This is a genomic window from Acidovorax sp. KPB24-07, from assembly GCF_057543315.1.
Genome location: NZ_BAAJYS010000047.1, coordinates 1 through 21,260 on the forward strand (window position 1 = coordinate 1; position 21,260 = coordinate 21,260).

A 21,260-nucleotide genomic window follows, 5' to 3' on the forward strand; every position below is an offset into this window, starting at 1 on the left:
CGGCAGGCTGGCCTGCAGCGCGCGGCCCCAGCCGGCCTCGTTGCGCACGCCCAGCTCCAGCAGAGCGGCCAGGTCGGGGCTGGACCATTCACCCTGGCGGTAGCTCTCCGCCAGACCCAGGTCGCCGCCCACCGCCAGGCGCCACAGCGGGCGCCAGCGGTGCAGCACGAGGGTGCCGTGGGGCCCGGGCTCGGTGCCGCGGCCTTCGGCGCGTTCACCGCCGGGAAGCTCCACGGTCAGGGTGCCGCAGCGCACGTTGGTCAGCAGGCGGCGCAGCACGCGCTGCAGGGGCCGCGACCGCCAGGTGGCCCGGCGGGGCATCGACGCGACCGCATGCGTGCCGTCCGTCGGAAGTCCGGTGGAGGGGGTGGGGAGGGTCATAGGTCTTTGGTTTTGATGATGGTCACGGGCAGGGCCGGCGCGGGCGGCTTGGTGTGCAGCGGCACCCTTTTGATCCAGAGCTTCAATGCTTCCCAGTGGATGGCGCCCATCACTTTCAGCGTGAGCAGCGGGTGGGTGAGGAAGGTGCGGGCGAGGGCGCGGTCGTCGAGCGGCCGGCGGCGCGCATGGAAGCGCGCGACCAGCACGGGTCCGTTCGCATCGCTGGCCGTGATGCCCACGCCCAGGTGGTCGCGCTGCGCCGCGGGCAGGGAGATGTCGAAGGCATAGCGCATCGACAGCCCCAGAAAGGGCGACACATGGAATTCCTTGTCGCACGACTGCCGGATGCGGGTGGCGTGCTGCTCGGCTTCGGGGACGGCAATCAGGTAGCTGTGGCGCTCGCCGAAGGTGTTGTTCACCTCGTAGAGCAGGGCCTGGAGCGCGCCGTCGGGCCGGTGGCAGAAGTACACGGTCAGCGGGTTGAAGGCGTAGCCCAGGATGCGCGGCATGGTCAGCAGCTGGATGCGGCCGCCGGGCGCCAGCCCCGCCCGGGCCAGTTGCTGCTCCACATGCTGGCGCATCGGCAGGCCCTCGGCGCCGCCGTAGTCCTTCTCGTGCAGGCTGAACAGGTTGAAGCGGTTGACGGAGAACAACCGCAGGCGGCGGTCGAGCCCTGCCAGTTCGTCCAGATCGATCAGCAGCGAAAAGACGCGGTACTGCAGCCGGTGCCGCGCCGGGCTGAGCCGCTGGTGCATCACGCGGCCGGTATAGAGCGCGGACTGGCCGGTCACCGCTCGGCCCCTGGGTGCGCTGCAGTTCCTGCAGAGACTGCGGACAGGTGGATGCGGCCGGATTCGTTGTCAACGTTCCAGGGCCGGCGCACGCCGCCCAGGGCCTCCGCCACGGCGAGGCCGGCCTGCAGCCCGTCTTCGTGGAAGCCGGAGCCGAAGTAGGCGCCGCAGAACCAGGTGCGTCGCTGGCCCTGCAGCGACCAGAGCGATCGCTGGGCCTGCATGGCGGCGCCGTTGAAGATCGGGTGCTCGTAGGTCTGCGTGTGCAGCAGGTGGCGGGGGTGCGGCTCCTGCGTGGGGTTGAGCGTGAGGAACAGCGGGGTGGCGTCCGGAATGTGCTGCAGGCGATTCATCCAGTAGGTCACGCTCAGGGCCTCGCTGCGTTCGCGCTCTGCGGCGTAGTTCCAGCTGGACCACACCGCGCGGCGCCGGGGCATCAGGGCCGGGTCGTTGTGCAGCACGGCCCGGTTGCGGCTGTAGCCGAAAGCACCGAGCAGGTCGGTCTCTGCCTGGCTCGCATCCGGCAGCAGGCGCAGGGCCTGGTCGGCATGGGTGGCGATGACCACCTGGTCGAAGCGCCGCGATTCCTGCGCATCGCCCGTGCGCACGTAGGCGCCCTCGGTGGTGCGCCGCACTTCAATGGCCGCGCTGTCCAGCCGCAGCCCGTGCCCGAGAACCTCCGTGATCTTCTGCACGTAGCGCTGGCTGCCGCCTTGCACGGTGCGCCAGGCCGGGCGGTGCCCGAGGTTCAGCAGGTGGTGGTTTTCGCAAAAGCGCACGAACGCCTGGACGGGGTACTCGCCGATGCGCGCCGCGGGCGTGGACCAGATGGCGGCGGCCATGGGATAGAGGTGGTCCTCGCGGAACGCCCGGCCATAGCCGTGCTGGTCGAGGTAGGCATCGAGCGAGAGGTCGCCCAGTCGGCGGACATCGGCGGGCGCCCGGCGGTAAAAGCGCACCAGATCGCGCAGCATCGACCAGAAGCGCGGGCTCAGCAGATTGCTGCGCTGGGCGAACACGCCGCCAAAGCCCGTGCCGCTGTACTCGAGTGCGCCGCCATCCAGGCTCACGCCGAAGGACATGTCGGTGGCCAGCGTGGCCACCTGCAGGTGCGCGAACAGCGCCGTCAGGTTGGGATAGGCCGATTCGTTGTAGACGATGAACCCGGTGTCCACGGCGATCTCGCCCCCCGGCCCGGGCACGTGCACGGTGTGGCTGTGGCCGCCGGGCCGGCGGTCGGCCTCGAACAACGTGACCTGGTGGCGTTGGGCGAGCAGCCACGCGGCCGACAGGCCGGAAATGCCGCTGCCGATCACGGCCACATCCAGCGGCCGTCCCGGTGGGGCGGCCTTGGCAGGCGATGCGGGCGCGTGCGCCGCATGGATTGTCATTGCGTCCATCCTCGAAGTCTCCTCGCGGAGTATTGTGTGGGTATACGCAGTGGCTGCGCGTTTGGATTCCACCAGATGGACGTGATCTAATCCGCCGGGTGTTGCGTATGAGCAGCATGACCACCGTCCGCCAGCCCGCAGAGCGGCCTTCCAGGCCTCGAAAATCCTGGCCTCCTTATTTGTCGATCGTGACCCACCCACCCACCCATGGAGCCCATCCGACGGGAGACGCGTTGAGCGCCCTGGTCCAGGCGGTGGCGTCCCAGGGCGACCGGCAGGCGTTCGCGGCGCTGTTCAAGCACTTCGCCCCGCGCGTGAAGGCCTACCTCATGCGCCTCGGAACCCCGGATAGCGTGGCGGAAGACCTCGCTCAGGAGGCGCTGGTCAGCGTCTGGCGCAAGGCGCACCTGTTCGACCCGGCCCACGCTGGTGTGTCCACCTGGGTTTTCACGATTGCGCGCAACCTGCGGGTGGATTATTTTCGGCGCCGCTCCAATCTGGCGCTAGAGCAGGACGAGGGCCAGGGCGAACAGATCCCCGACACGGCGCCTGCGCCCGACGAACATTGCTACGCCGCCCAACAAGAGAGCGAAGTAAGGCGTGCCCTGCAGCAGTTGTCGCCCGACCAAGCGCAGGTGCTGCAGCTGTCTTTCTTCGAAGAGCATCCCCACGCCCGGATCGCGCAGGATCTGGGCATTCCGCTGGGCACCGTGAAGTCGCGGGTCCGCCTAGCGATGAACCATTTGCGCCGCTTGCTCGGCCACCTTGAGCCATGACGATCCAACACCATCCCGCCGACGACGTGCTGCTGGCCCAGGCCGCCGGGCACCTGCCCGCGGCCGCCTCGCTGCTGATCCAGGCGCATGTGGCCATGTGCGCGCACTGCCGCGAGCGCTTGTGCACACTCGAAATGGTCGGCGGTGCCATGCTGGACGGCATCGCCCCGGCCACGTTGCAGCCCGATGCGTTGGCGCGCACCCTGGCGGTGATCGACGGCGTAGCGCATCGTCCTGGTCATGGCGCTGGCCGCCGGCCATCGACGCGCCCCGGATCCTGGCCGCAAGGGGCCTTCTGGCCCGATGCGCTTGATGCCTGCCAAGTTTCGCCCTGGCGCTGGCTCGGTCCCGGCGTGCGCTGGAGCCGCGTGATCCTGCCGGACGATGCCCAGGCCAACGTGCTGCTCCTGCGGATCGGTGCGGGCAAGCGTTTGCCGCAGCACACGCACAGCGAGGTGGAATGGACCCAGGTGTTGCATGGCGCCTTCCACGATGGGCGCGCGCGGTTCGGCCCGGGAGATTTCGACGGCGCCGATGGGCAGGTGCACCATCAGCCGGTGGTGGAGCCGGGCGGCGAATGCATCTGCCTGGCGGGCATCGAAGGTCGGGTGGTTTTCGATGGCGCCATCGCGCGCTGGGCCGGCGCGCTCGTCGGCATGTGAGCGGGATCGCGCCCTGTCCAGGGCGCGTGGCGGCCATCAATCAGCGCAGCGGGCCGCCCCAGCGCAGGGTCGCCAGGCAGGCTGCCGTGGCGGCTGCGCCCGTGACGAAAGCGCCCCAGCACATGTCGGCGATCGTCACGCTCCACGGCCAGTCTTTCAAGGTGGCCTGGTTGGTCAGGTCGTAGGTGGCATAGGCGATCAACCCCAGCAGGGCGCCCATGCCCAGGGCCGATGTCCAGCTGCGCTGCTCCACCGCAGGCAACACCGCCATCACGACCACGCCGGCGACGTAGATCAGGTAGAACAACGCCGCGGGCGCCACCGAAAACTTGTCCTGCATGAGGTGCCCGATGGCGGGGCGGTAAAGGCGGTCGGCCATGGTGGAGAGCCACACGGCGTCGAGCGCCAGGAAGACGAGGGCCGTGGAGGCATAGGCGACGGCAAAGGGGCGGATCATCATGGGTTTTCTCCTGAGAGTCGGTTATTTCAATCGGTAGCTGAGCCGGCGGCCGCTGCCCACGGTGGAGTCGAGGCCGATCCACGCGCCGTCGGCGGCATACCAGAGGTCGATGGGCTGCGGCAACCCGGTGATTCGCCAGCGCACCGCCGCCACGGTTTCGCCCCGCACATCGAGGGTGCCTTCGCCCTGCCGCACCACCTGCACGGCATCGATCTTGCCCGTCTGGGCATTGAGCAACTGCGTCTGGCTCAGGATGGCCGGGTTCCAGTACGCAAAACTCAAGGTGCACGCGGGCATGCCTTCGGCGGGCGGAGTGGCGCTGCCCGGCGCGGGAAAGCGCAGGTCCACTTTGTTGACCTTGCCATCGTCCTGCGTCTCCGCGGTGATGGCTTCAAGGCATCCATCGCGCCAGAGTTCACGGGCATCGTGCCGGTAGCGATAGACGACCAGGCCAAGCAGCTTGACGGCAAAGCGTGCTTCGCTGGTCAGCACGCGCTCCTGGGCCGCAGGCGCCGACAGTCGAAAGCGGTGTTCGCCGATCGGCGTGCCATCCAGGGCCACCTGGAAATTCCACTCGTTTGCCGCCGGCATCGCTGCGGCCGCAGGCATGGCCGTAGCAGTCCACAGCAAGGCGGCGGCAACGCACCAGGCGGTTTGCCGGCCGGGGGATGCCAGGCGGCCGGTCATCGCGAGCCTCCGGTGCGCGGTGGTCCCGGAATGAAGGCATTGGTGCGCAGCATGTACTCGCGGTAGGCCGGGCGGCGCTCGGCGATGTCTTTTTCCAGCAGTGCCACGCCCGACACGCGCAGCAGCAGGACCGTCATGAGCGCGGGCGACACGATGGTCCATACGCCCGCCCAGCCCGTACCTGCGAGCGCCACGAGCCAGAGGCCCCACCAGACGCAGGCCTCACCGAAATAGTTGGGGTGGCGCGTGAACCGCCACAGTCCCCGGTCCATGACCTGCCCCGCATGGGCGGGATCGGATTTGAAGCGCGCCATCTGCGCATCGCCCACCGCTTCGAACACGATGCCGAATCCGGCCAGGGCAATGCCAATCGCATCGATCGCGCCCAGTGGGCGGGGCGATGCCGCCAGGCCTGCCAGCAACGGCGCCGAGACGATCCAGGCCAGCATGGCTTGCAGGCCGAACACGAGGTAGAGGCTTTTAAAGGCGAAGTTCGGGCGGTTGCGTTCGCGCATCGCGCGGTAGCGGTGGTCTTCGCCGTGCCCCCAATTGCGTGCGGTGATATAGACGCACAGCCGCAGTCCCCAGATCCCCGACAACAGCAGCAACGCGGTGCCCCGGCCCCCAAGGCTCGGGGCCAAGGTCCCATACACGGCGCCGCAGCCGGCGATGAGTATGGGCCAGGCCCGATCGGCCAGGCTGGCGTCCTTGCGGGCAAGGCTCACCACCCACGTGGCAACGGACGCGGACAGGGCCCAGGCGAGGCCGAACAAGGCCCAGGTGGTGATGGCTGATGCGTTCATGCCCATCCGATCAGTTGCGACGGTCGAACAGGTAGTGGCTCACCCACCATTGCTGCCCACCGTGAAAGCCGAAGAGTTCTTCCACCGACAGGAAGAACAGGCGCCACCGGCTCCACCATGCCGGGGCGTCTTCTCCGTAGGTTCGGCGGAACAGTGGCATGAGCGCGTCGTGTTGCAGATCCATGTTGTCCAGCCAGGCGCGGGCCGTGCGTTCGTAGTGCGTGCCATCCCAGCGCCAGCGCCGCCGCAACTGCAGATCGTCCTGGCAGTGCAGGGCCAGATCGTCGCTGGGCATCATGCCACCGGAGAAGAAATGCTTGCTCATCCAGTCGCTCGCGTCGCGTTCCTCAAACGGATAGGGTGCCTCGCGGTGCGCGAACACATGCATGAAGAAACGGCCCCCGGGTGCGAGCCAGCGCGACACGTTGGCAAAGGCCTGCGGCCAGTTGCGCAGGTGCTCGAACATCTCCACCGAAACGATGCGGTCGAAGCGGTCCGCAATGTCGAAGCGGTTGAAATCGCAGGTGATCACCTGCACGTTGGACAGACCGCGCCTGGCCGCCTCGGCGTTGATGTAGGCGCGCTGCGAGTGCGAATTGGAGACCGAGGTGATGCGGCTGGCGGGATAGCGCTGAGCCATCCACAGCGTGAGGGACCCCCAGCCGCAGCCCAGCTCCAGAATGCGCTGCCCGTCGGCCAGGCCGGCGTGCTCGCACGTCCGAAGGAGCGCGGCTTCTTCTGCCTGCGCCAGGGTGGCAGCTCCGTCGCCCCAGTAGCCGCTGCTGTACTTGCGATGCGGGCCGAGCACCGCGCCGAAGAATTCGGCCGGCACCTCGTAATGCTGCTCGTTGGCCTTGTCAGGCAGTGGTGCCAGTTCGGCCGTGCGCATGGCGTCCACGAACGCCTGCGTCTGCTCTGCCGCGGCTGCGGCATCGCCGCTGCGCATTTCCTGCAGGCGTTCTTTCAAAAGACGGCGGATGCCGTAGCGCACCATCTGGTCGGGCACGATGCCCTGCTCGGCCCATCGAATGGCATTGGCGGTGCTTTTCGGCATGTGCGGCTCCTGGAGTGCCGCATCGGAATGTGCGGCCTGCTTCCTGTACGCAGGCCTGTCGCCGTTGGATTGCTGGCGTCGCGAAATTTCAGTGCATCGCGCGCCCGGGTGCATGCGGTCAGGTCCGGGTGCCGGTGGCGCCGTCCAGCACCATGCGCACGCTGCGTGCCAGGTCTGCCAGCCGGTAGGGTTTTTTCAGGATCTCGAACTCCGTCGGCGCGACATTGGCCAGGCTGCCCATGTCGCGGTCGAACCCCGTGGTGAGCAGGATGTGGATGCCCGCCACGGTCTTGCGCATCTCGCGCGCGAGTTCGTAGCCGTTCAATCCCCCGGGCATGACCACGTCGGTGAAGAGCAGATCCGGCAGTGCGTCCTGTGGCATCGCCCGCACCAGTTTCAGCGCGGCATGTGCGCTGTGCGCCGTGTGCACCGTGTAGCCCAGGCCTTCCAGCATGGCCTGGGCCAGTTCGGCCACCTCGACCCGATCGTCCACCACGAGGATGGTTTCATTGCCTCCGCGATTCTTCGGGACCAGCGATTCGGCCAGGTCGGGGTGGGGACGGCCGTGCACTGCAGGGAAATACATGCGGACCGTGGTGCCCAGGCCCACTTCCGAGTAGATGGTGACGGCACCGCCCGACTGCTTGGCGAAGCCGTACACCATCGACAGGCCCAGGCCCGTGCCCTTGCCTTCTTCCTTGGTGGTGAAGAAGGGGTCCATCACGCGCGACACCACTTCGGGCGGGATGCCGGCGCCGGTGTCCGTCACGGAGATGGTGGCGTAGCGGCCTGACTGCAGTCCGGAGAAATTGTTGCCGTCCTGCGCATCCAGGTGGATGGCCTGGGTTTCCACGCGGATGCGGCCCCCGTTGGGCATGGCGTCGCGGGAATTCAGCAGCAGATTGAGCACGGCCACTTCGAGCTGCGTCGTGTCCAGCTCGCAGTTCGGCAGGTCTTCGCCGAGCACGTATTCCATCTCGATCGCATCGCCCAGCGTGCGCTCGGCCAGGGTGGCCATTCCCCGGGCGAGGCTGTTGAGATTGACCACCCGCCCTTTGAGCTTTTGCTTGCGCGAGAAGGCCAGCAACTGCTGGGTCAGCGTGGATGCCTTGGACACCGCACTGCGGATGCTGTCGATGGAGCGGTCGATGTCCTGCGGACCCAGGCGGTTGTTGCGGTTCTTGACGCGCATGACGTCCAGGTGCCCGGACATCACCTGGAGCAGGTTGTTGAAGTCGTGGGAGATGCCGCCGGTGAGTTGGCCCAGTGCCTCCATCTTCTGCGCCTGCGAGAGGGCTTCCTCCGCATCGCGGCGTCGGCTCACGTCCAGCTGCGAGGCGAAGAAATAAACCAGTTCGCGCCGGCTGTTGTAGACCGGGGAGATGAAGAGGGCGTTCCAGAACGAGGAGCCGTCCTTGCGGTAGTTCAGCAGTTCCAGCGAAATCTCGCGCCGTTGCTCGATGGCTTCGCGGATGGCGGCGACGGTGTTGCGGTCGGTGGCCGGGCCCTGCAGAAATCGGCAGTTGTGCCCCATGATCTCCTGAACGGAGTAGCCCGTCATCGCCACGAAAGCCCGGTTGCAGAACACGATGGGGTTGTCGGGCTGGCGGGGGTCGGTCACCAGCATGGGCATGCGGGTGGTTTCGATGGCCGCAAAGAAGATGTCGTCCTTGTGGTCGGACACTTCGCTGGGGGCGCCTTCGGCCACGTAGGCTTGCCACGGGCCGGGTACGGGGGGCTTTTCGCTGCTGCTCATGTTGCAGGAATCGTAATGCAATCGTCCTTCCCACTGCCTGCCAGATCGGCCTGCCCGATGTAGGCGCACACGCCGCCGCTGCCTTTTCGAATGAAAGCCGGGGCCGCAGGCGAGCGCGCTCAAAGCCCGTACGTCAGCGCTTTCGCCTTGCCCCAGAACACCCGGTACATGAAAATGGTGTAGGCGACGATGGCTGGCAGGGTGATGCCCACGCCCACCGCCACGACCACAAGCGACTCGGGCGCGCTCGCCGCCTGCCACACCGTGATGCGGTCGATGACGATGTAGGGGTAAAGGCTGTATGCCAGGCCGAAGAACGCGAGAAGAAACACCGCGACGGTGGCGACGAACACGATCCAGCCGTAGCCCGCGTTCACGATGCGCGGGGTGTGCAGCACGTGGTGGATGGCGAACAGCGCCGCGGCGCAGGCCAGGGGAATCGGCAGCAACACGAAGAGCTGGGGCAGCGCGAACCACTTCTCGAACACCGTGTGGCTGACCAGGGGCGTCGCCAGCGAAATGGCGGCGAGGGCCAGTGCCATGGGCCACAGCACGGCACGGCCCCACGCCAGCGCCTTGCGCTGCAGGTCTCCTTCGGTCTTCATGAGCAGCCAGCCGGCACCCAGCATGCAGTAAGCCGCGGGCAGCGTGGCGGCAATGCCGGCGGCGAACAGCGTGGGCCACAGGCCACCTGCGAAGCCGGTCACATAGGCGCCCAGCATCCAGCCCTGCGCGAGCGTGGTCACCAGCGAGCCGGCGGCGAAGGTGCGGTTCCAGGCGGTCTTGTGGGCATCGCGCGCCTTCACCCGGAAGTCGAACGCCACACCGCGCAGGATGAGCCCCAGCAGCATCACCGTGGCCGGCGCATAGAGCGCTGAAAGCACCACGCCGTGGGCCATCGGAAAGCACACCAGCAGCACGCCAACGCCCAGCACCAGCCAGGTTTCGTTGGCATCCCAGAACGGTCCGATGCTGGAGACCATGGTGTCTTTTTCGGCATCGGTGGCGAAGGGCAGCAGCATGCCCACCCCCAGGTCGTAGCCGTCCAGCACCACGTACGCCAGCAGGGCCAGGCCCATGACCGCCATGAAGGCGAGGGGCAGAACATTGGCAAGGGTCATTTCCATGGCGGGCACCTCAAACGGCTTGCGGCGCCGGCGGGCGGACCGCCGGCGTGGGCATGGCGGCGTGTTCGGCCATGTACTTGATGACGGCGACATAGCTCACCAGCAGCGTGGCATACACCGCCAGATAGGCGGCGAGCGACATCGCCACGGTGGAGGGTGGGTGCTGCGCCACCGTGTCGGCGGCGCGCAGCAGGCCGTACACCAGGTAGGGCTGGCGTCCGATCTCGGTCACATACCAGCCGGCCAGCGTGGCCACCCAGCCCGAGAAGGTCATGGCCACCAGGGTGAACAGCAGGGCGCGCGGGAGCGAAGCCACGGCAGAGGCCTCCTTGCGGCGGCGCCACAGCGCGAAAGCGCCCCACCATGCCACCGCCAGCATGAGCATGCCCATGCCCACCATCACCCGAAAGCTCCAGAACACGGGTGCGACGGGCGGATGCGCGCCTTGGAATGCGTCGAGGCCCTTGAGCTCGGCCTCGCTGTCGTGCGCCAGGATCAGGCTGGCGGCCTTGGGGATCTGCACGGCGTAATCGGTGCGGCCCTCCTTCTCGTTGGGCCAGCCGAACAGCGTGAGCGGCGCGCCCTTTTCGGTGTGCCAGATGCCTTCGATCGCGGCGATCTTGGCGGGCTGGTGCTGCAAGGTGTTGAGGCCATGCATGTCGCCCATCAGGATCTGTGCGGGGATGGCCACGGCCACCGCGACGAGGGCGGCGCGCAGCGCCAGGGGCGTGCCGAGCGTGGCCGTGCCGCGGATCAGCTGCCAGGCGCTCACGCCGGCCAGCAGGAAACCGGCGGTCAGCGTGGACGCCAGCAGCTTGTGGCCCAGGCGGTAGGGGAAAGAGGGGTTGAAGACGATGGCCAGCCAGTCCACCGCGTGGAACTTGCCGTCGATGATCTCGAAGCCCGCTGGCGTCTGCATCCAGGAGTTGAGGCTCAGGATCCAGAAGGCCGACAGGGTGGTGCCCCCGGCCACGAGCAGGGTGGCGATCAGGTGCACGCGGTCGCTCACGTGCTGGCGGCCGAACAGCATGATGCCCAGGAAAGTCGCTTCCAGGAAGAACGCGGTGAACACCTCGTAGCCCAGCAGCGGGCCCGCGATGTTGCCGGCGCGCTCCATGAAGCCGGGCCAGTTGGTGCCGAACTGAAAGCTCATGGTCACCCCCGACACCACGCCGAGGGCGAAGGTCAGCGCGAAGACCTTGGTCCAGAAGTAGTAGGCCTGCTCCCAGCCCTGCGCGGCCGGGGTGCCGGCGGCGGCCCGGTGGCGCAGCCGGAAGTACACCAGGAACCAGCACAGCGCGATGTTGATGGTGGGAAACAGGATGTGAAAGCTGATGTTGGCCGCGAACTGGATCCGCGAGAGCATGAAAGTGTCCATGGCGATCTACCGGTCCTTTCCGCCCTGCTTGCCGGTGCCGCCCTTGCCGGTGAGCCGGTCCTTGAACTCCAGCACCCGCGTGACGGCAGTGCCCATGCCCATGAGCTGCATCGCGGTCTCGGGTGCGAGGCGCTGCACGTCATCGAACCAGGTCATCAGGCGGTCGATGAGGTCGTGCATTTCCTGCATGCGCTGCTGCGCGTGGCGTTCGTCCTCGGACGCGGGCTCTTCCAGCAGGGCCATGCGCAGCATGGACAGCGTGGGCTCGATCTCGCGGCGCCGGCGCTCTTCGGCCAGGGTGCGGAAGATCTGCCAGACGTCCTGCGGCGCTTCGAAGTACTCGCGCCGGTCACCCGGCTGGTGGCGCAACTGGACGAGCCGCCAGGCCTGCAGTTCCTTCAGGCCCATGCTCACGTTCGAGCGCGAGAACTCCAGCGTCTCGGCGATTTCATCCGCATTGACGGGGCGGGGCGACAGGTAGAGCAGGGCGTAGATCTGCCCGACGGTGCGGTTGATGCCCCAGCGGCTGCCCATTTCGCCGAAATGGGCCACGAATTGTCGATTCAGGGAGGGGAGCGGCTTGATCTGTGTCATGCCGCGATTGTGCTTCAGGTTTACTGAGTTTTCAGGATTTACTGAAAATTCAATAAGTACATCAGGGTCGATTCATCGATGGAAAGCGCTGCAAGGCCGGGATGGGCCGTTCATCCCAGGGCGGTGTCGAGCAGCATCATCACCACGAAGCCCAGCATCAGCCCTCCCGTGGCGAAAGCCTCATGCCCCTTGCGGTGGGATTCCGGAATGATCTCGTGGCTGATGACGTACAGCATGGCGCCCGCGGCCGCGGCGAGCCCCCAGGGCAGCAGGCTGGCCGATAGGCCGATCAGTGCCACGCCCATGACGGCCGCCACCGGCTCGATCAGGCCGGACACCACGCCCAGGCCCGCGGACATCCAGCGGCCGTAGCCCACGCCGCGCAGGGCCAGCGCCACCACCATGCCCTCGGGAACGTCCTGGATGGAGATGCCCGCGGCCAGCGCCTTGGCCCCCACGCCATCCGGGCCGGCGAAAGCGACCCCGATGGCCAGGCCCTCGGGCAGGTTGTGCAGCGTGATGGCGAGCACGAAGAGCCAGGCGCGCTTGATGGCGCGGGCCTGCGGGCCTTCCAGCCCTTTCACGAAATGCTCGTGCGGCACGGCGCGATCGATCAGCAGCAACAACAGGGCCCCGCCCAGGATGCCCGCGCCCACGATGCCGCCCGCCCCCCACGGCCCGGCGCCCTGGGACTTCGCCGCGGCCAGGGCGGGAATGACGAGGGAGAACGCGCTGGCCGCGAGCATGACACCGGCGCCGAAGCCGAGCATGGTGTCGTGCGTGCGTTGCGAGAACTTCTGCGACAGCAGCACGGGCAGCGTGCCCAGCGCCGTTGCTGCAGCCGCCATCAGCCCGCCCAGCAGGGCGCCGCGCAGCCGGTCGTCTCCGCTGACCAGGCCACCCATGGCCTGTGCCGAGAGGATGGCCAGGCCCGCGGCCACGATGCCCAACCCCAGCCATTGGCGCCAGGACAGGGCGTGATGCGCGGGCACTTCGGCATGGCTTGCCGGATCATGGGAATGCAATGGCATGGCAGGGACTCCTGCAAGGATGAGCGGTGTGGGCGGCGACCACGGCGGCACGACGCCGCGGCGGTGCCTTCGGGCGGCTACATGTACACGCTGCTCAGCCGCAGGCTGCCATTCACGCCGGCCGGGAAGAACCCGCCCTGGCTGGCCGCGTTGGGCGTGAGATAGACGATGTTGAGCACGTCGTCCGGAGAGCGGCTGTAGGCGATGCCGTTGGCGTCCAGCGGAACGATGTTCGATGCCCCGCTGGCGTCGGGTGCGATGCCCTGGTCCAGGTCCTTGGAGTTGTCCAGGGTGTCGCGCGCGTCGGAAATCTTGCCCGCCGCCGCCTGGGCATCGATGCCCTTCGAATACAGCACCGTGCGCACCAGGCCCGCGTGGTAGGCCTCGGCGGCCAGGATGCCGGCAGCGGCCTCCAGGTAGGTCTTGTTCTGGATCAGCGGCGCGGCACCCTTGTAGGCCGTGACGCCCACGTCCTCGAAGATGAAGGCGCCCAGCAGAAAGCTCAGATCGTCCTTGTAGGGATTGAAGGCTGTCCCGGCCGGGATCAGCCCCGAGGCCTGCGCCGCCTTGGAGAATGCACCGTTCGGGTCGGTGCCGCCCACGTCGATCGACGGCATGGCGACGGCGGACGATCCCAGGGCGGCCCGCAGGAAGTTCACATGGGCCAGTTCGTCGGCGGCGATCTCCTTGGCGTAGGCCGCCACCACCGGGTCGGAGAAGGGCACCTTGGTGCCGCCGATCACGGTGCCGCGCGTGCCTGTGCCAGTGGTCTGCGCATCGGGCAAACCGGCGCCGGTCGTGGCGTAGAGGTAGAACTGCGCCTCCAGGTATTCCAGGTTCAGCGCGAAGTTGAGAATCTCCGGGTCGGTGGGGGCGTCGGCGCCGATGGCCGGGCCCGACCCGCCGCCGCACGCGGTCAGGATGGCGCCTCCCGCCATGCCGGCGGCAAAGCCCCCGGTCTTGCGAAAGAACATGCGGCGCTCTTTGAGCTTGTCGGAGCGGCGTTGCAGGATTTCAAGGGGCGATGCAGGGATGTCGATCATGGTGGTTCCTGGTGGTGTGCGGAGCACGAAGGTCACATGTCGGTCCAGCGGCAGGGAGCCGTTGCCGGAGAGGCAGGAAAGCGGGGCCGGCCGATGCCCGGCACTGCATGCCATGGATCGCCTCCGCCGTCTTCCTGTGGTGGGGGTACGGGGCCGGGGCTGCAACGGATTCAAGTTTTTTTGCACGTAATCCATGCAGTGCCGCGGCATGGCGGATGGCCCGCTGGGGCTACCATCGCCCATGCGAAAAAACTTCACCCTCATTTCCCCCAACAAGCAGCGCGAGCGTGTTCTGGATGCCGTCAAGCATGAAATCCGCCAGTACCTGCGCCGCGAACGCAAGCGCGAGTTGCCCGCCGGATCGAACTACTGGGACTTCGACTGCCGCTTCGGCCTGACGAAGGATTCCGCGGAAACCGTGCCGCTGGCCGACCTGATCGATCGCGTGGGCGCTGCGGCGGCGGAAGGCGCGGATGCCTTCTATGTGGAGGTGCTGGCGCGCCCGGCCGTGAAGGCCGTGCACGAGCGGCGTGCCGCCCCGGACGACGAAGGAGACGGCGAGGGCGCGCAGGGGGAGGCCTGAGCGGCGGAGAAGGGCCGCTGGCTGCCATTGGCAGTCATGGCAGTCAAAAGCCGCTCATGCCGGCGGATTGTTTGCCGTTGTTGCTATGAATTCAGTAGCAAATATCTGAAATGAGCGCTCCCGGCCCTGGCTCTGTGGAAGGCGTCACCCGCCTTCCGAGGGCCCGGGATCGGAGGCAATCCCCGCGCCGCTGTTGCGGTTCGCAGCATTTTCTGACCGAGGCCATGCAGCAGGACGCGTGCGTTGGCGCCATCCCCCTGTCTTCATCTTCCGCGCTCGCACGTCTTCATGGGTAAGGTCGGTCACCGCGGATTCGCGGTTTCTTTCTGTCACTAATTAATAATAATTCTCATTAACATTTCATGGATGATCGATGAAATAGTCCATGAAATAACCGCTTGCTCTTTTGGCGCTGAATGGCAGCGGGGAGCGCTGTAGGCGGGCGACCTGCCGGGCCAGGGGCGAAGGCAGCCGGCCGCCGCGGACCATGGCGATTTATTCAGTTCACTGGGAGGTGCTGTACATGTCTTTGCATTCGTCCGGGCCATCGCTCGGAGAGGTGTTCGTGGCCAACCGGGCGCAGCTTTTGCGCGTGGCGCACAAGATCGTTCGCACGATGGATCTGGCGGATGACATCGTGCAGGACGCCTATCTGCGCATCGTCGGCGGTGCGAGCGAACGCAAGATCGACCAGCCCATCGGCTACTGCTGCCAGGTGGTGCGCAATCTGGCGCTCGACCATTGCCGGCGGCAGGCCGTGGAGCGCAACTGCGTTGCCTCCGGCATGGATGTCGAAGCCCTGGAGGTGGCCGGGCCCGGGTCGCCCGACCGCCTCATGCGCGACCGGCAGCTGGTGGGCCTGATCGAAAAGGCGTTGGCGGACCTGCCCACGAGAACCCGCGTGGCATTCCAGCTGTACCGGCTCGATGGCATGACGCAGCGCGACATCGCCATTTCGTTGGGCTGCGCGCTGGGGCTGGTCAACCGGCTGATCGCCGAGGCCACCCAGGCCATTGCCGCCCTGCACCACCTGCTCACGGACGATTGAGCCGCTCGCCACGGCGCCATCGAACTCCGTACTTTCCGAAAAAGCGTTTTGCCCGGCGAGGCCCACTTGCGGTAAGGTGGCCGTCAGCCAGGGCCGGTGCATCCGCATCCGGTCGGTTGGTTCACCGATGCGCCGAGGCGCGAGCGAGTTTGAGGCATGACACAAGCCGACCCCCATTGGGCCGTGGCGTGGGACTGGGTGCAGCGCGAGTACGACCGAGAGAATTTCGACCCGGCTGCCCGCGAGGCGATGATGCACTGGCTGGCGGCCGACGAGGCGCACCGCAAGGCCTACGACAAGGCGGCGCGGCTCTGGCTGCTGGCCGGCCTGACGGCACCCATGGGCGATCTGGAGGAGCACGCTTTGGCGCAAGTCCAGCCCAGGATGCAGGACTGACCTGCCTGTCTGTCTGTCTGTCTGTCTGTCTGTCTGGCTGCCAGCGTCGTGCAGCCACCCTTGCCCTGCCAGAATTCCTTTCGTCGCGCGCATTCGTGCGGGTCGGGAGGGTGCGCCGCATGCGCTGCGTCGCGCACTATCCCGTGAACAGATTCGTCCCTGCTGCGTCTAGTTGAGCAGAAGCGCATGGCGCGTCCTTGTCGGACTGCGCTGTGCAGCCATCCTTCTCAACTGCCCAAGGACGTATCCATGTCAACCAGCTGCCTCGACCGCGACGACGAGACCTTCATTGTTCTGGTCAACGACGAAGACCAGTATTCGATCTGGCCGCACTGGAAGGCCATTCCGAGCGGCTGGTCGGCCGTGCCGGGCGTGCAGGGCGACAAGAAAGCCGTGCTGGCCCATGTCGAGCAGGTCTGGACGGACATGCGCCCCCGGTCGCTGCGCGAGTGGATGGAGGGGCAGGCGGCTTCGGTGTCTTCTTCCGTGGGCGGCTGATGCCCGTCGAATCCCGCATCGATCTGCTCTGCCTGCCCTGTGCGGGCGCCAGCGCCGCGATGTATCTGCGGTGGAGGCGACTGCTGCCGCAGTGGCTGCGGGTCGTTCCCGTGGAGCTGCCGGGCCGCGGTGCGCGCCTGGCCGAGGGCTTCGTCCCAGACTTCGATACGCTGGTGTCGCAGTTGTGCTCCGAGCAGTCACAGGCGATGCAGGGTCGCTATGTGGTGTTCGGCCACAGCATGGGCGCCCTGCTGGCCTATGGCATGGCGCGCCGCCAGAAACAGCGGGGTGGGCCGATGCCGCAGGCGCTGCTGCTGTCGGGGAGTTCGGCTCCCTCGATGCGTGACCCGAATCGGTTCGCGGGCAAGGACAACGATGCCGCCCTGATCGCCGATTTGCGGGAGCAGGGCGGCACACCGGAGGAGGTCTTCGAAAGCGCCGAACTGATGCGCCTCACGCTCGATGCGCTTGCGGCGGACTACCAGGTGTGCCAGAGCTTTCGCCACACCGAGCTGGGTGTCTTGTCCGTGCCATTGCACGTGTTTGCAGGCCGGCAGGACCGCATCGATCCAGCGAGCATGCAGGCATGGTCGGCAGAGTCGAGCGCGGCGTGCACGCTCGACTGGTTCGAAGGCGGGCACTTTTTCCTGCGGCAACAGGAAGGCCCCTTCCTGGAGTCACTCGTGCGCCGCCTGGCGCAGACCACAGCGGGAGGTGCGCATGCCGCTGCAGCGCTTGCCTGAGCCGATGCCGATGGGCATCGAGGGCTACCGCCTCGACTTCGATCTGGAAAGCGATGAAGCACTGCATCTGGACGTCCTGAGTCCGGCGGAGCGCGCACGCGCCGGCCGGTTCCTGCGGGCGGCGGATCGCCTGCGCTTTGCGGAGACCCGCGCGGCCACCCGGCGCTTGCTGGCCGGCCGCCTGGGCTGCGGACCCGCCGAGGTGCCGCTGGCGCAGGATGCCCATGGCAAGCCGTTCATTGAAAAAGGTGGCGAAGTACCGCTGTTCAACGTGTCGCACTCCGGAGGCCATGCGCTGATCGCCGTGGCGGACCCTGGCGCCGTCAGTGCCGTGGGCATCGACATCGAGCAATGCCGCGAAGGGCTGGATATCGACTCCCTGGCGCAGACCGTTCTGACCGATCGGGAGCGTGTCGCGGTGACCTGGGCGACCGATCCGCAGCACGCCATGTACCAGTGCTGGGTGGGCAAGGAAGCGGTGCTCAAGGCCATCGGCGTGGGCATTGCCGAGCACTTGCGCTGCGTAGGCATTCATCCCGACCGGGAAGGCCGGTGGTCAGTGGAAAGCACCGTGCCGCAATGGTCTGGGCTGGAGGCCATGGCGCTCTCTGCGCCGCCGGGCTACATGGCGGCGCTGGCATGGCGCAGCAAGGTGCCGGCTCCCGGTTAGTGGGCCGAGGTCTACCGCATCCGCCCGCCGCCCTCCAGGGCGCGAAACGGGCCAATCAACCATGGGAATGGACACATGACAGGCTTGACAGCATCGGCTGGCCGGATGGACCCGGCACCGAAGAATTTCGTGGAGCACCTGCAATCGCTGGCCCTGACGCGGCCGGATGAGGTGTGGCTCACCGTCGCGGGCGAGTCCGACGGTCAGCCGGTGGAAAGGGCCTTCACTTACGGCGCCTTCGAGCGGCGCACGCGGTCCCTGGCGGCGCGGCTGCAGCAGCAATGCGCGCCGGGTGATCGGGCCCTGGTGATGCTCGACAACGACGAACACTACGCCGCGAGCATGCTGGCCTGCTTTTACGCCGGTGTGATCGCCGTGCCCGTGTTTCCGCCGGAATCCCTGCGTCCCCAGCACCTGGCCCGGCTCACGGGCATTGCCACCGATTCCCAGGCCGCCTGTGTGCTCACCTCTTCGGCGCTTTTGGCGCTGATGGCTTCGGCCAAGGAGGGTTTCGATCAGGTCCGGACGATCGCCGTGGACTCGGTGGCTCTGGAATTGGCGGAGGACTGGCGCCCGTTTTCCCCGTCCGATGACGACGTGGCCTTCCTGCAATACACCTCGGGATCGACTGCTGCGCCCAAGGGGGTGATGGTCACGCACGGCAATCTCATGGCCAACGAGTGCGCCATTCGTGAGCGCATGGAAATCGGTCCGCAGGACAAGTTCGTGTCGTGGGCGCCGCTCTATCACGACATGGGCCTGATCGGCGGGCTGCTGCAGCCGCTCTACAGCGGCGCGCCTTTGGTGCTGACTTCGCCTCGGTACTTCCTGGAGCGTCCGGTGCGCTGGCTGGAGTTGATTTCGCGCCACCGCGCCACGCTGAGCGGCGGCCCCGACTTTTCTTACCGGCTGTGCACGGAGCGTGTGTCCGCGTCCCAGATGGATGGGCTGGACCTGTCGTGCTGGCGGGTGGCCTACACCGGTGCCGAACCGGTGCGTGCGGACACGGAACTCGGGTTCTGCGAGCGCTTTGCCTGCACAGGCTTTTCCGCTCAGGCCGTGTACGCCTGCTATGGCCTGGCCGAAGGAACGCTCTTTGTCACGGGCAGCCAGCGCGATGCCGGCATGGTGGCCCACCATTTCGACAGCGAGCAGCTCGCGCAGGGAGTGGGGGCGCGCCTGGAAGGCGAGGGCCATGCAGGCTCGCCGCTGGTGGCCTGCGGCACGGCGGTGCCGGGGCACACCGTCATGCTCATCGATCCGTCGACGCTCGCCGAGAAAGCGCCGGGCCGGGTCGGCGAGATCTGGGCCGCAGGGCCGAGCATCTGTGCGGGCTACTGGGGCAAGCCGCAAGAAACGGCAGCCACGTTCGTCGAACGCGAGGGCCGCCGCTGGCTGCGCACGGGCGATCTCGGCTTCTTGCATGGGCAGCAGCTGTATGTGACCGGCCGCATCAAGGACCTGATCATCCTGCGTGGGCATAACCTGTATCCGCAGGACATCGAACGCACCATCGAGGGCAGTGTGGATGCGGTGCGCAAAGGCCGGGTCGCCGCCTTCGCGGTATCGGGACCGGACGGAGAGGGCATCGGCGTGGCTGCGGAGGTTTCGCGCAGCCTGCAAAAGCTCGTACCTGCGGCGGCACTGGCCGAGGCGCTTTCGGCTGCCGTCAGCGAAGTGTTCGGGCAGGGCCTGTCGGTGGTCGTGCTGCTCAACCCTGGGACACTGCCCAAGACCTCCAGCGGAAAGCTGCAGCGGCAGGCCTGCCGAAAGGGCTGGGAGGGCAAGACGCTGGATGCCTATGCCGTCTGGGAACATGGTGCCCTGGTAGAGGGGAAGGCCCCGATTCAAGCAGTCAGCGGTCCGCTCTCCGACCACGAGCAGGCCCTGGCGGAGATATGGCGCGAACTGCTGCAATGGCCGCAGGACCGGCCCATCGAGCGGGGCACGCACTTTTTTGCCGCCGGTGGCAACTCCCTGCTGGCGGTGCAGGCCGCGGTGCGCGTGGCCACGCGCTGGGACATCGAGTTCACGCTGCGCGATTTTTTCGAGCAACCGCGATTGGCCGATTGCGCTGCCATGGTTCAGGCGCGGCAGCGCAGTGCGACGGGAACGGTGCCGCCGTTGCGCATCACGCCTTTGCCTGCCGAGCAGCGCTTTCAGGGGCTGCCGTTATCCGCCGCGCAGGCGCGCCAGTGGTTCCTGTGGCAGCTGGCGCCGAGCAGCGCGGCCTACCACGTCGCAGCGGCGGTGCGTCTGGAGGGCGCACACCTGCCGACCGCGGTGCTGCAAGCCGCCGCCGAGGCGCTGGCCACACGGCACGAATCGTTGCGCACCGTGTTTCGCGCAGGTGCCGATGGCACGCCCCGGCAATGGATACAGCCTGCCTTGCAACCCGTGGTTTCCGTGGCGGACCTGAGTGGGCTGCCCGGCGGCGAACAACGGTTGCGCATCGACGAACTGGCATTGCAGTGGAGGACCGAGCCCTTCGATCTCGGGCGCGGCCCTCTGTGGCGCCTGGCGCTGATTCGCCTGGCCGACACGTCGCAGATCGTTGTGCTCGTCATGCACCACATCGTGTCCGATGCGGCGTCCATGCAATTGCTGCTGGACGCCTTGGCGGCGCACTGTGCCGCCGCGTTATCAGGCAGCGGCTTGCCCCTTCTTGCGAGCGATGGCCTCCAATATGCGGACTATGCCGTTTCGCATGGCGCCTGGCTGCAGGAAGGGGAGGGCGCGCGCCAGCTGGATTGGTGGCGTAGCCAGCTGGGCGAGGTGCACCCGGTGCTGGCCCTGCAGACCGACCACCCGCGCCATGCCCAAGGCCGCTATCGCGCGGCGCGCCACGGGATGGCACTGCCGGCGGATTTGCTGGCTACCCTGCGCCAGCGGGCGCAGGCGCACGGCACCAGCCTGTTCACGGTGCTGCTGGCAGCGCTGCAGGCGCTGGCGTATCGCTACACGGGCATGGAGGACATCCGCATCGGCATTCCCGTGGCCGGCCGGCACCGTCCAGGAACGCAAGGACTGGTCGGCCTATTGGTCAACACCGTTGTGCTGCGCAATGGTGTGCAGGCTGGCATGGCGCTGGAGGAACTTCTGGCGGGCGCCCGCGCATCCATGCTGGGGGCGCATGACCACCAGGACCTGCCCTTCGACCAACTCGTCGAGGCATTGAAGCCGCAACGCAACGCGGGGCAGAACCCGCTGTTCCAGCTGCTTTTCAACCATGTTTTCGAAGACTACCGCGCGCTCGAACGGATTCCGGGTGTCACGGCGCACGCACACGCCCTGCCGGAAGGCGAGGCCCAATTCGAATGGGTACTGGAGTCGAGGGAGCGGGCCGATGGACACCTGTCGCTGGCCATCCTCTACGCCTCGGAGCTGT

21 protein-coding genes and 1 pseudogene are annotated in these 21,260 nt (G+C 67.3%); 9 read left to right on the plus strand and 13 right to left on the minus strand.

Translation table 11 applies throughout. The annotated features are described in order from the left end of the window. From AC27IQ_RS08225 to AC27IQ_RS08235, 3 genes and pseudogenes are all read right to left on the minus strand, one after another. Positions 1-381: pseudogene (locus AC27IQ_RS08225) on the minus strand (SAM-dependent methyltransferase); the annotation flags it as partial. After that, on the minus strand, positions 378-1,172 hold the full coding sequence (locus AC27IQ_RS08230; RefSeq protein ID WP_487089163.1) for a DUF1365 domain-containing protein: 795 nt from the start codon (positions 1,170-1,172) through the stop codon (positions 378-380). The gene AC27IQ_RS08230 and the pseudogene AC27IQ_RS08225, both read right to left, overlap by 4 nt. Continuing rightward, positions 1,169-2,572: an NAD(P)/FAD-dependent oxidoreductase gene (locus tag AC27IQ_RS08235; RefSeq protein WP_487089164.1), complete on the minus strand. Its 1,404-nt coding sequence runs from the start codon at positions 2,570-2,572 to the stop codon at positions 1,169-1,171. Before AC27IQ_RS08235 ends, AC27IQ_RS08230 begins: the two co-directional genes overlap by 4 nt. A 224-nt stretch (positions 2,573-2,796) precedes the next feature. On the opposite strand from AC27IQ_RS08235, the gene AC27IQ_RS08240 reads away from it, so the two are divergent. Further along, complete coding sequence (locus AC27IQ_RS08240) at positions 2,797-3,339, plus strand: sigma-70 family RNA polymerase sigma factor (protein WP_487089165.1); 543 nt, start codon at positions 2,797-2,799, stop codon at positions 3,337-3,339. Continuing rightward, complete coding sequence (locus tag AC27IQ_RS08245; RefSeq protein ID WP_487089166.1) at positions 3,336-4,001, plus strand: ChrR family anti-sigma-E factor; 666 nt, start codon at positions 3,336-3,338, stop codon at positions 3,999-4,001. The genes AC27IQ_RS08240 and AC27IQ_RS08245 overlap by 4 nt, the downstream gene beginning before the upstream one ends. Before the next feature lie 40 nt (positions 4,002-4,041). On the opposite strand, the gene AC27IQ_RS08250 is transcribed toward AC27IQ_RS08245, so the two are convergent. From AC27IQ_RS08250 to AC27IQ_RS08295, 10 genes are all read right to left on the minus strand, one after another. Then, positions 4,042-4,461 carry a DUF2177 family protein gene (locus tag AC27IQ_RS08250; RefSeq protein ID WP_284429197.1) on the minus strand — a complete coding sequence of 140 codons (420 nt, stop codon included), beginning with the start codon at positions 4,459-4,461 and terminating at the stop codon, positions 4,042-4,044. A 21-nt stretch (positions 4,462-4,482) separates the two neighbouring features. Beyond that, complete coding sequence (locus AC27IQ_RS08255; protein ID WP_317356711.1) at positions 4,483-5,148, minus strand: DUF6134 family protein; 666 nt, start codon at positions 5,146-5,148, stop codon at positions 4,483-4,485. Further along, a complete protein-coding gene (locus tag AC27IQ_RS08260) occupies positions 5,145-5,951 on the minus strand; it encodes a DUF1295 domain-containing protein (protein ID WP_487089167.1) in 807 nt (268 codons plus the stop codon). The genes AC27IQ_RS08255 and AC27IQ_RS08260 overlap by 4 nt, the downstream gene beginning before the upstream one ends. A gap of 10 nt (positions 5,952-5,961) precedes the next feature. Then, on the minus strand, positions 5,962-7,005 hold the full coding sequence (locus AC27IQ_RS08265) for an SAM-dependent methyltransferase (RefSeq protein ID WP_487089168.1): 1,044 nt from the start codon (positions 7,003-7,005) through the stop codon (positions 5,962-5,964). A gap of 118 nt (positions 7,006-7,123) precedes the next feature. After that, positions 7,124-8,761 carry a histidine kinase famiy protein gene (locus tag AC27IQ_RS08270; RefSeq protein ID WP_284429193.1) on the minus strand — a complete coding sequence of 546 codons (1,638 nt, stop codon included), beginning with the start codon at positions 8,759-8,761 and terminating at the stop codon, positions 7,124-7,126. Positions 8,762-8,880: 119 nt separating this feature from the next. Continuing rightward, complete coding sequence (locus tag AC27IQ_RS08275) at positions 8,881-9,882, minus strand: cytochrome d ubiquinol oxidase subunit II (protein ID WP_372588264.1); 1,002 nt, start codon at positions 9,880-9,882, stop codon at positions 8,881-8,883. A gap of 16 nt (positions 9,883-9,898) precedes the next feature. Beyond that, the gene (locus AC27IQ_RS08280) at positions 9,899-11,266 is read right to left on the minus strand and encodes a cytochrome ubiquinol oxidase subunit I (protein ID WP_317356721.1); all 1,368 of its coding nucleotides are present in this window, start codon (positions 11,264-11,266) and stop codon (positions 9,899-9,901) included. A 6-nt stretch (positions 11,267-11,272) separates the two neighbouring features. Next, positions 11,273-11,860 (minus strand): GbsR/MarR family transcriptional regulator, encoded by a 588-nt coding sequence (locus AC27IQ_RS08285; RefSeq protein ID WP_487089169.1) that lies wholly within the window; start codon positions 11,858-11,860, stop codon positions 11,273-11,275. A 110-nt stretch (positions 11,861-11,970) separates the two neighbouring features. After that, positions 11,971-12,891: a ZIP family metal transporter gene (locus AC27IQ_RS08290; RefSeq protein ID WP_284429189.1), complete on the minus strand. Its 921-nt coding sequence runs from the start codon at positions 12,889-12,891 to the stop codon at positions 11,971-11,973. Positions 12,892-12,968: 77 nt separating this feature from the next. After that, entirely contained in the window at positions 12,969-13,934 is a 966-nt protein-coding gene (locus AC27IQ_RS08295) for a ferritin-like domain-containing protein (RefSeq protein ID WP_284429188.1), read from the minus strand. A 241-nt stretch (positions 13,935-14,175) separates the two neighbouring features. Here AC27IQ_RS08295 and AC27IQ_RS08300 point away from each other — a divergent pair, with 241 nt between their 5' ends. The 7 genes from AC27IQ_RS08300 to AC27IQ_RS08330 all read left to right on the plus strand — a co-directional run. Continuing rightward, on the plus strand, positions 14,176-14,517 hold the full coding sequence (locus tag AC27IQ_RS08300) for a DUF6172 family protein (protein WP_487089170.1): 342 nt from the start codon (positions 14,176-14,178) through the stop codon (positions 14,515-14,517). Positions 14,518-15,040: 523 nt separating this feature from the next. Next, the gene (locus AC27IQ_RS08305) at positions 15,041-15,565 is read left to right on the plus strand and encodes a sigma-70 family RNA polymerase sigma factor (protein ID WP_272548815.1); all 525 of its coding nucleotides are present in this window, start codon (positions 15,041-15,043) and stop codon (positions 15,563-15,565) included. 156 nt (positions 15,566-15,721) lie between these two features. Further along, positions 15,722-15,961 carry a DUF4880 domain-containing protein gene (locus AC27IQ_RS08310; RefSeq protein WP_487089171.1) on the plus strand — a complete coding sequence of 80 codons (240 nt, stop codon included), beginning with the start codon at positions 15,722-15,724 and terminating at the stop codon, positions 15,959-15,961. A gap of 249 nt (positions 15,962-16,210) precedes the next feature. Beyond that, a complete protein-coding gene (locus tag AC27IQ_RS08315) occupies positions 16,211-16,459 on the plus strand; it encodes an MbtH family protein (protein WP_317356733.1) in 249 nt (82 codons plus the stop codon). Then, complete coding sequence (locus AC27IQ_RS08320) at positions 16,459-17,202, plus strand: thioesterase II family protein (RefSeq protein ID WP_487089172.1); 744 nt, start codon at positions 16,459-16,461, stop codon at positions 17,200-17,202. Before AC27IQ_RS08315 ends, AC27IQ_RS08320 begins: the two co-directional genes overlap by 1 nt. After that, positions 17,180-17,872, plus strand: coding sequence for a 4'-phosphopantetheinyl transferase family protein (locus AC27IQ_RS08325; RefSeq protein ID WP_487089173.1), 693 nt, complete (start codon positions 17,180-17,182; stop codon positions 17,870-17,872). The genes AC27IQ_RS08320 and AC27IQ_RS08325 overlap by 23 nt, the downstream gene beginning before the upstream one ends. Positions 17,873-17,947: 75 nt before the next feature. After that, a partial coding sequence (locus tag AC27IQ_RS08330; protein ID WP_487089174.1) for a condensation domain-containing protein occupies positions 17,948-21,260 on the plus strand: 3,313 nt, incomplete at its 3' end.

Excerpts from the sequence above, each read along its gene's own strand:
- AC27IQ_RS08320 (WP_487089172.1), top strand. The coding sequence starts at position 16,459 with ATGCCCGTCGAATCCCGCATCGATCTGCTCTGCCTGCCCTGTGCGGGC.
- AC27IQ_RS08315 (WP_317356733.1), top strand. The coding sequence starts at position 16,211 with ATGTCAACCAGCTGCCTCGACCGCGACGACGAGACCTTCATTGTTCTG.
- AC27IQ_RS08295 (WP_284429188.1), bottom strand. The coding sequence starts at position 13,934 with ATGATCGACATCCCTGCATCGCCCCTTGAAATCCTGCAACGCCGCTCC.
- AC27IQ_RS08250 (WP_284429197.1), bottom strand. The coding sequence starts at position 4,461 with ATGATGATCCGCCCCTTTGCCGTCGCCTATGCCTCCACGGCCCTCGTC.
- AC27IQ_RS08265 (WP_487089168.1), bottom strand. The coding sequence starts at position 7,005 with ATGCCGAAAAGCACCGCCAATGCCATTCGATGGGCCGAGCAGGGCATC.
- AC27IQ_RS08245 (WP_487089166.1), top strand. The coding sequence starts at position 3,336 with ATGACGATCCAACACCATCCCGCCGACGACGTGCTGCTGGCCCAGGCC.
- AC27IQ_RS08235 (WP_487089164.1), bottom strand. The coding sequence starts at position 2,572 with ATGGACGCAATGACAATCCATGCGGCGCACGCGCCCGCATCGCCTGCC.
- AC27IQ_RS08270 (WP_284429193.1), bottom strand. The coding sequence starts at position 8,761 with ATGAGCAGCAGCGAAAAGCCCCCCGTACCCGGCCCGTGGCAAGCCTAC.
- AC27IQ_RS08285 (WP_487089169.1), bottom strand. The coding sequence starts at position 11,860 with ATGACACAGATCAAGCCGCTCCCCTCCCTGAATCGACAATTCGTGGCC.
- AC27IQ_RS08305 (WP_272548815.1), top strand. The coding sequence starts at position 15,041 with ATGTCTTTGCATTCGTCCGGGCCATCGCTCGGAGAGGTGTTCGTGGCC.
- AC27IQ_RS08310 (WP_487089171.1), top strand. The coding sequence starts at position 15,722 with ATGACACAAGCCGACCCCCATTGGGCCGTGGCGTGGGACTGGGTGCAG.
- AC27IQ_RS08255 (WP_317356711.1), bottom strand. The coding sequence starts at position 5,148 with ATGACCGGCCGCCTGGCATCCCCCGGCCGGCAAACCGCCTGGTGCGTT.
- AC27IQ_RS08275 (WP_372588264.1), bottom strand. The coding sequence starts at position 9,882 with ATGACCCTTGCCAATGTTCTGCCCCTCGCCTTCATGGCGGTCATGGGC.
- AC27IQ_RS08260 (WP_487089167.1), bottom strand. The coding sequence starts at position 5,951 with ATGAACGCATCAGCCATCACCACCTGGGCCTTGTTCGGCCTCGCCTGG.
- AC27IQ_RS08290 (WP_284429189.1), bottom strand. The coding sequence starts at position 12,891 with ATGCCATTGCATTCCCATGATCCGGCAAGCCATGCCGAAGTGCCCGCG.
- AC27IQ_RS08280 (WP_317356721.1), bottom strand. The coding sequence starts at position 11,266 with ATGGACACTTTCATGCTCTCGCGGATCCAGTTCGCGGCCAACATCAGC.
- AC27IQ_RS08325 (WP_487089173.1), top strand. The coding sequence starts at position 17,180 with ATGCCGCTGCAGCGCTTGCCTGAGCCGATGCCGATGGGCATCGAGGGC.
- AC27IQ_RS08300 (WP_487089170.1), top strand. The coding sequence starts at position 14,176 with ATGCGAAAAAACTTCACCCTCATTTCCCCCAACAAGCAGCGCGAGCGT.